Origin of the sequence: Kluyvera sp. 142486 (genome assembly GCF_046569695.1) — a bacterium.
Classification (GTDB): domain Bacteria; phylum Pseudomonadota; class Gammaproteobacteria; order Enterobacterales; family Enterobacteriaceae; genus Kluyvera.
Genome location: NZ_JBKHUI010000017.1, coordinates 102,172 through 109,817 on the forward strand (window position 1 = coordinate 102,172; position 7,646 = coordinate 109,817).

Here is a 7,646-nt window from a genome sequence, read left to right on the forward strand (position 1 = left end):
AAAACAGCATGTTATTCAATCACTATTCTCTGAACGACCTGCCGCTGGCTAACCGCATTGTGATGCCGCCGATGACCCGTTCCCGCGCTGGAACCGGTGATGTGGCGACCGACATGATGGCCGACTACTACGCGCAGCGTGCCAGCGCCGGGCTTATCATCAGCGAAGGCACACAAATCAGCCAGCAGGGCCAGGGCTATGCCTGGACGCCGGGTATGTACTCTGACGCGCAGATTGCCGGCTGGAAAAAAGTGACCAGCGCCGTGCATCAGGCGGGTGGTAAAATCTTCGCCCAGCTGTGGCACGTGGGCCGCGTTTCTCACAACGTCCTGCAGCCGAACGGCGCGCAGCCGGTCTCCTCTTCGGCGATTCAGGCCGAAGGCGTGAAGGTGTTTGTCGACGTGGAAGGCCGTGGCCCGGAAAGCGGCGTCGGCGCGATGGTGCAGCACGATATGCCGCGCGCGCTGCGTACTGATGAGATCCCGGCTATCGTCAACGACTATGCCCAGGCGGCGCGTAACGCCATTGCGGCCGGTTTTGACGGTATTGAACTGCATGGGGCGAACGGCTACCTGATTAACCAGTTTATTGATTCGCAGGCTAACCTGCGCGACGACGAATACGGTGGCTCGCTGCAAAACCGTCTGCGCTTTATGAAAGAGGTGGTCGCTGCGGTGTCTGAGGCGATTGGTAAAGAGCGCGTGGGTATTCGTCTCGCGCCGCTGACCACGCTGATGGGTTCACGCGACGATACCCCGGAAGCGACCTATCTGGCAGCGGCCAGCGTGCTGAGCGAGATGGGTATTGCCTATATTCACATCGCCGAAGCCGACTGGGATGATGCGCCGGTGATGCCCGCCGCGTTTAAAGAAGCGCTGCGGATTATCTTCCACGGCACGCTGATTTACTCCGGTAAATACACCAAAGCCCGTGCCGAAGAGGCGCTGGCAAAAGGCTGGGCGGATCTGATTGGTTTTGGCCGTCCGTTTATCGCTAACCCGGATCTGCCGTACCGTCTGGAGCATGATTTACCGCTGAACGTACCGGTGAAGGAGCAGTTCTTTGGCGGTGGGAAGGCGGGGTATCTGGATTATCCGACGGCGGAGTGATGGGTGCTTCCCCCTAACCCTCTCCCCAAAGGGGAGAGGGGACCGACGGTTTTCTCCCTCGCCCCTTTGGGGAGAGGGCCGGGGTGAGGGGTAATTCCCTTAAGCTACATCGTAAATACGCACGTCTGGTGCACTGTTCAGATACGGCTTCAGTGCTTTGACCACGTCCTGAGTGAACAGGTCGCTGCTGAGGTAAGCCTGCGCCTGTTCGCGGGTGTTAAAGCCGTGCAGTACCTGCACGTCTTCCTCGCGGATCAGCAGCTCTTTGGCCGTTGCTCCGGCGATGGTATTGAGGAACGGCGCTTTGTACTGCTGATAAACACCCGCCGCGGCGGGACGGTTTTCGGGGCTGATATCGAGGGTGATTTGCAACCAGGCCATGATGTTCTCCTGTATTCATAGTGGCAGTTGGGTTGCCTGAATTATCAGAAGTCATGGCCACTGCCACAAATCAGATCTTCTTGCGGTGCAGGATAGTTTTTCTATGCGACGTCATTTTCCGCCGCGATGTCCGTTGTCAGCCAGTCGTGGAAAATACGCACTTCCGGGCGCATAACCGCATGCTGCGGCGTGACCAGATAATAGGACCAGGTGAGCGGCCAGCGATGGTCGGGGTGCAGTTGCGTCAGTTGGCCGGTGCTAATCAACGCCTTCACCAGCGCGTGGCGCACAATCGCCACGCCGCGCCCGCTTAACGCCGCGAGGATCACCGCCGAAGTGGAGTTGATATGCAGCCCGCTCTCTTTTGCCGCTGGGGCGTTTAGCGTGCTGAGCACCTCATCCCAGCCGGGAAAATTGGCGCCGGGGTGCGGGGTATCGTCGTGAATCAGTTTTTGCTGCGAGAGCCAGACGCCGCAGGCGGTTTTCTCCGGCGGCACCAACCGTGGGCTACAGACCAGCACCGCTTCTTCATTCATCAGCCAGGTTTTATCCACCCCCGGCCAATCGCCCTGCCCGCAACGGATGCCGACGTCGGCCTCGCCGTGGGAGACATCCATCAGTTTTTCGGTGACGTTCAGGCGCAGGTCGATCGCATCATGCGCTTCAGAGAAGCGGTTCAGCCGCTCCATCAGCCAGTTCATCATCAGCACCTGCGAGGCGGTTACCACCACCACCGAACGCGCCCGGCGGCCGCGCAGCTTGTTCAGCCCGGACTCGAGTTTATCCAGCCCCTGGGTGATGTCCTGCAACGCTTCCTGCGCTTCGCTCACCAGTGTGAGCCGCTCTTTACCCGAGCGCGTGCGATGCAGCAGCGGGTGCCCGACCCAATCTTCCAGCGCCCTGACCAGTTGCCCCACGGCGGCGGGCGTCACGCCCAGCTCCTGCGCCGCGCCGGTAAAACTGCCGTGGCGAGCGGTGGCTTCAAAGGCGTGCAGCCATTTGAGGCGGTTTAGTGAGCGCATACGGATTCCTCTTGGGGGATGATGGCCTCAGTATACGCGAACGATAAAGATTTTCTTTAGTAGGTCACGGTGATGGTGACGGTGTCGGCGTAGCTGTCTGCGCGATAGTTGGCGTTGGGAACCAGGGCGTAGACCGTTTTGTTGACGGAGGATCCTGTACCGGTATCTGCGACCAGGTTGGGAGATGCGTTACCCCATGTGAGACCGGAAACTCCTGCCGTTGATTTCAACTGATAGGGAACCAGGTCCGGGTTGGTTGAGGTCGTCGCGGTGCTTTTCATGACGCCACTCCCGGTAGTGTTACCGTTTGAGGGGGTGAGCCCGATGGTGTAGGCCGTACCGTTTGTGCATGCCATGGTGAAGTTGCTGTTGCTGGTAATATTGGTTTGGGTGTAGGCAACTGAACCCAGTGAAAGCGTGTTGGTGGCGGTTATCTGGCACTGTTTACTGACGGTGGCGGTGACGCCAAAAGCAAAGTTACCGACGACCGTGCTGCCACACGCTGCGCCCAGGTTGAGCGGGTTAATTATTGATGTAATCGAGGCGTTAATGGCGAGAAAGTTGTCCGTATAGTTTCCAGGGACTGCCGTACTTTGCCCTTTAGGTATGACGGCATAGACGGTAAAGGAGCCGGTTAAATCATTGAGAGTCAGCATACGCCAGGCAACCCTCTTGGGGCTAAAGCTTGCGTTGCTGTCCTGATTGCCCAATACGATGGTATGCCCGCTGTCCTGATAGAGTTGATAGTTAATTTTTGCCGTGCCTGAGGTCATCTGCCGGGGAAAAGTGGATCCGTTTGCCGACGGGCCAAAGTTGAAACAGATGGTGGCGCCCAGCAGTGAGAGTACAGCCCCCGTGCAGGTGTAGTTAACGTTTACACTAATAACCGTATCACTTGTGTTGTTGAATGGGGATACGGCGCTGGTGAAGGCGACATTGGGGACGGGGGAAACGGTACAGCTCACAGCAAAGCTTTTTAGCGGGAAAAAGCACAGCCCTACCAGTAAAATCATCACTCTTAACCACATGATCGCTGCTCCTTATTGGCACGTTAATGGCCCAATTTGTGGAATATCTCGTGTTTTTTCTGGGTAATCGAACTGTGCCGTACAGCGACCCGCGCTGGTGACCACGTTGAGGGTGTTATGCGCGTCCAGGGTGTCGAAATAGACCATGCCGTCAAAGCCGACCACGGCGCTCTGACTCTGCACGCCGTTCAGCGTGGCGGATGACCCTTCCGGTATCACCTCTCCCTGCGCATTTTTCAGCACGATCAGCGCAGAACGTACGGTTTTTACCGTAAAGTTGACCATTGTGCCGGAGCGATCGGCAGGGATCGCCACGGTGTTCACCGGATCGATCCGCATATTGGCCGGGAGGTCCATCGGGTTAATGCTGATCTCGTTTTTCTGGTAGCTGTTGAGCGGCGTGACCAGCAGCAGGCCGCTGTCGTTGCTGGTGCCAATCGGGTTGTTTTGCAGCAGCACCGGTACGTTAGGCATACCGCCGGTGGAGACCACCGCAAAGCCGTTGTTGATGGTCTGCGATGCAAACAGGCCGCCGCCCATCAGCACGAGCGCGCCGTTGGCTCCGGCGTAACCGGACTGATTGCCCGACATATTGCTGTAACCACCGTACACTTTGCCGTAACGGCCGAGATAGCCCAGCTCGCCCTGACCGCCTTGCTGGTTGTCCTGCTGGTTGAGCACCATGTTCCAGCCCAGGCCGCCATCAGACGGCTGGGTTTTGCTGGCGTTGAACGAGTAGCTCATCTGATCATTATTGCTGCGCTGTACGGTGGTGCTGGTATTGATGTTGTTATCAAACGAGACGTTGACGACCAGAAATATGCTGCGGTCGCGGCTGCGATCAACGTTCTGATTTAACCCGGCGGTGAGGTACACGCGATTGGACACCGACTGGTACCAGTTGGCGTTGGTGTAGCGCTGGGTGGGCTGACCGGGAGAGCGGTACTGTAAATAGCCAACGCTGAAGCTACCGAAGGACTCGGTGTTATAGCCGACTACGGTACTCTGATTAAGCGATGGCGGTGGGCTTCCGTAGCGGGTGGCGACGTCATGGTAGTCCCCGGCCGTGGCAATCGTCGTGGTGCTGAAGTTAAAGCGACTGTTGTTCCAACGATAGCCGACGCTGTAGAGGAAACCGTTTTTACCTGCGTCGGCGCTGGCTGCCAGCGCGGTGGAAATGGTTCCGCTGTTGCTGCCGGGGATCCAGTCGCTGCTGAACCCGGCGTTAATCAGACTCTCGGTGGCCTCGGCGTGCCCGCCTGCGGTGAGGCTGTTGCTGAGGCCGTGTCGCCAGGTGCCGCTAAAGGCGGGCGTACTGGCGTAATCAAAGGATTCATAACCGTAGTTATTACGCACCACGCCGACTTCCGCTGACCATTCTGACAACCCCTGACGCAGTAGCGACTGGTCGTTATAAAACGAGAAGCTCTGCACCGTGGTTTTACCCAACGCATCGGTCATGGTGACCTGCGCCTCGCCTGCGCCGTTGATATTGGGCAGCGTATTCAGTTCGAAATTACCCGCCGGGACTTCGCCGTTGTAGTACTTCACGCCGTTCATATACAGCTCGACGCTGGAAGGTAGCGTGGCGGAGCCGAAAAACGAGGGCAGCGGCGTGGTGGGGGTATAGGGCTGAAGGCTGTAATCGGTGCCTATCTGTATCCCGGCGATGCGCGTGGGGCGCGACCAGTTGACGGCGCTGGTGAGCATGTCCCCCAGGTTGAGCGCGATGGCCTGTCTGGGAAACGAGGTGCGCCAGCTGGTGTCCAGACGGACCATACCGTTGTTCTGGCTAACGTTATCGCTATTGCCGGTGTAACGTGATATCTGCGTGGAGCTCAGCACGCCCACGCTGCTGAAGGCGCGAAGCTCACTAAAGGCGCTGGCGTTGTTCTGCCCTGCTTGCCCCTGAGAGGCATAGAGATCGTAGTTGAGTAGCAGCCCGCGCGAGGCGGCAGCATCGGGATTCGGCGTGTCGTCCGGGTTCACCTGGGTGGTGGCCATATCCAGCTGTTGTAGCGGCGCCATCAGCGCCAGCGTTTGCTGATTTGCGTCGTACTGCACGCGCAGCTGAGGGAGGTCGTTCAGACAGACCGGATCGGGCGTGTTTGCGGGTATCCGCAGGCCGATTTTACGCAGGCTATCGGCGCTGGCATAAAGCTTATCGTGATCGTAGCCAAATCGCGCCAGGCCAATGGGATTCTGATTCAGGGTGACGTCGAGATAGAGCTCCGTCCCGACCAGCGGTGTGCTATCGGCAATGACCCCATCCATGCTTTTCATTTCCGCAGACGTGCTCCTTGCTATGAATAACACGTTGAATAATAAAATAATTAATAGACGGCTTAGCCCGCTATAGCGTTTGTACCGTTTTTTGACCATTGACCGTTACTTCAAGCTTTTCTCCCTGACCGGCGCTGGCAGGAAGAGGCCAGCGCATCGTCGAACCGGGCAGTACATAGCCCAAAAGTCCAGGCGTAATATTTTTTCGGCTGCCTGATGCCGTAATCAATGTGACCTCTGCGAGCTGGGCATGGCCGTCGCCCTGGTTATTCACCTGTAGCCAGGTTCGACCGTCGCTTTGCGCCACCTGCCATTGCAGCCTGGCGAACGTTTCTGTTGCCCCCGGCGGCTGGATAAACACCGGAACGGAATAGTGCATAACAAACTGCAGGCTGTTTTTTTTCGTTGTAGTCGTTGTAGAAGGCGGCAGTTCGTTAATCGACAGTCGATAGGCATCTTCTACCTTCGTCGGTGGGCCGGTGCGAATCACGCGGATCAACTGCTTGCCACCGGGTGGGATGTTCAGCATGGGTGGGCTGATGACCAGGCCTTGCGAAGATGAAAGCTGGTCGCTGTAACCACTCTGGCTCCAGTGGAAAACGCGGACCTGGGCGTTAACCGGGCTGTCACCTGAGTTGCTCAACCAAAGGCCCTCGGCGCGTTGGTTTTGCTGCAGCGTTAAGCTGATAGGAGAGACCTGCAGACCGCTAGCGGCGATATCGCCGCTGAAAAGCGCGAGCGCGGTCAGGCAGGCAAGCGCTGACGAGTGTCGGAGCATAGGCCTTCCTTGAATTAATAGGTAAAGGTCACCGTCACGGTGTCGGAATAGTTATCTGGCGTAACGTTCGTATTGGTAATACCGGCGTACACGGGCACGGCCTGAGGAGCCCCCTGCCCGGAACCCGCTAAAAGGTTAGGGCCAGTGGTCGTATTGTTTCCCCAAACCGTTGAGCCGCTGGCGTCGGTGTAGAGCTGGTAAGCCACTTTGTCCGGGTTGGTTCCTGTGCCGGACATGCTGCCTGCACCAGACTTGTTGCCATTAGAAGGCTGCAGACCAATAGTAAAGGGCGTGTCTTTAGAACAGTTTACGCTCAGGTTAGCGGTGGCTTTTGCAGGGACGACGTTCGCGACGACAGAGCCAAAGGAAACCGGCGAACCTGAGGTCATGGTGCACGTTTTGGTTATCGTTATCTGAACCTGAAAGGTACTGGTTATAGATGTATCCAGTACGGCATAGGCCGATGGCATAAAAAATATGGACATCGGAACGAGAAACATGAACTTAAAAGACGTGTTCATAGTATTGACCTCTACATAGGTATTCTTTTTCCCTAGTAAAACAATGACGTATGAAGCATTGATTCCTTATATAAAAATAGAGCAGATAACATTATTCTGCCAATTTGCCTTAAGGCTTTTTTATTAAAAATAGAACGCCCGTCACCTTATTTGGTGATAAACGAGAGATATAAAATATATGATATATTTATAGGCTAAGTGATTATTTGAAATAAAACAATGACTATTGTGTGTGGGATAAAAACAGGTGATTATTTTAATTTCTATAAAGTGATATGTAGCATTAATTAAATGTATGGCATAATTTCGGCGCTACATTTTAGGATCTTTCCCTAAAAATAGTAGGGCTCGGGTGTCGCTTTTTTGCCGGGTGGCGCGATGCTTACCCGGCCTACCATTGCACCGCACCCGTAGGCCCGATAAGCGCAGTGTATGACCGGATACATAGGTGACAGATCAGACCGGGAACATAGGTAACACTTTTCAGTCTATCCGGACCACACTCTGGGTTTTCCGGTCGTAGT

At 56.1% G+C, this 7,646-nt stretch carries 7 protein-coding genes; 1 reads left to right on the forward strand and 6 read right to left on the reverse strand.

The window, feature by feature from the left end; genetic code table 11:
• Positions 1 to 8: 8 nt before the first annotated feature.
• Positions 9 to 1,109 (forward strand): alkene reductase, encoded by a 1,101-nt coding sequence (locus ACLGE8_RS18150; RefSeq protein ID WP_411000237.1) that lies wholly within the window; start codon positions 9 to 11, stop codon positions 1,107 to 1,109.
• Positions 1,110 to 1,208: 99 nt separating this feature from the next.
• Here the strand turns inward: ACLGE8_RS18150 and ACLGE8_RS18155 are convergent, their stop codons facing one another.
• From ACLGE8_RS18155 to ACLGE8_RS18180, 6 genes are all read right to left on the reverse strand, one after another.
• A complete protein-coding gene (locus tag ACLGE8_RS18155) occupies positions 1,209 to 1,490 on the reverse strand; it encodes a hypothetical protein (RefSeq protein WP_411000239.1) in 282 nt (93 codons plus the stop codon).
• Between the two features lie 101 nt (positions 1,491 to 1,591).
• Positions 1,592 to 2,512: a LysR substrate-binding domain-containing protein gene (locus ACLGE8_RS18160; RefSeq protein WP_411000241.1), complete on the reverse strand. Its 921-nt coding sequence runs from the start codon at positions 2,510 to 2,512 to the stop codon at positions 1,592 to 1,594.
• A 56-nt stretch (positions 2,513 to 2,568) separates the two neighbouring features.
• Positions 2,569 to 3,540 (reverse strand): spore coat protein U domain-containing protein, encoded by a 972-nt coding sequence (locus ACLGE8_RS18165; RefSeq protein ID WP_411000243.1) that lies wholly within the window; start codon positions 3,538 to 3,540, stop codon positions 2,569 to 2,571.
• A 12-nt stretch (positions 3,541 to 3,552) separates the two neighbouring features.
• Complete coding sequence (locus tag ACLGE8_RS18170; RefSeq protein WP_411000245.1) at positions 3,553 to 5,823, reverse strand: fimbria/pilus outer membrane usher protein; 2,271 nt, start codon at positions 5,821 to 5,823, stop codon at positions 3,553 to 3,555.
• A gap of 70 nt (positions 5,824 to 5,893) precedes the next feature.
• On the reverse strand, positions 5,894 to 6,601 hold the full coding sequence (locus ACLGE8_RS18175) for a molecular chaperone (protein WP_411000247.1): 708 nt from the start codon (positions 6,599 to 6,601) through the stop codon (positions 5,894 to 5,896).
• 14 nt (positions 6,602 to 6,615) lie between these two features.
• Positions 6,616 to 6,990, reverse strand: a complete 375-nt coding sequence (locus ACLGE8_RS18180) for a spore coat U domain-containing protein (protein ID WP_411000249.1) — start codon at positions 6,988 to 6,990, stop codon at positions 6,616 to 6,618.
• Positions 6,991 to 7,646 lie beyond the last annotated feature (656 nt).

What these genes read in the sequence shown, in the direction of transcription:
- ACLGE8_RS18150 (WP_411000237.1), top strand. Translation starts at nt 9, where the DNA reads ATGTTATTCAATCACTATTCTCTGAACGACCTGCCGCTGGCTAACCGC.
- ACLGE8_RS18155 (WP_411000239.1), bottom strand. Translation starts at nt 1,490, where the DNA reads ATGGCCTGGTTGCAAATCACCCTCGATATCAGCCCCGAAAACCGTCCC.
- ACLGE8_RS18160 (WP_411000241.1), bottom strand. Translation starts at nt 2,512, where the DNA reads ATGCGCTCACTAAACCGCCTCAAATGGCTGCACGCCTTTGAAGCCACC.
- ACLGE8_RS18165 (WP_411000243.1), bottom strand. Translation starts at nt 3,540, where the DNA reads ATGTGGTTAAGAGTGATGATTTTACTGGTAGGGCTGTGCTTTTTCCCG.
- ACLGE8_RS18170 (WP_411000245.1), bottom strand. Translation starts at nt 5,823, where the DNA reads ATGAAAAGCATGGATGGGGTCATTGCCGATAGCACACCGCTGGTCGGG.
- ACLGE8_RS18175 (WP_411000247.1), bottom strand. Translation starts at nt 6,601, where the DNA reads ATGCTCCGACACTCGTCAGCGCTTGCCTGCCTGACCGCGCTCGCGCTT.
- ACLGE8_RS18180 (WP_411000249.1), bottom strand. Translation starts at nt 6,990, where the DNA reads ATGACCTCAGGTTCGCCGGTTTCCTTTGGCTCTGTCGTCGCGAACGTC.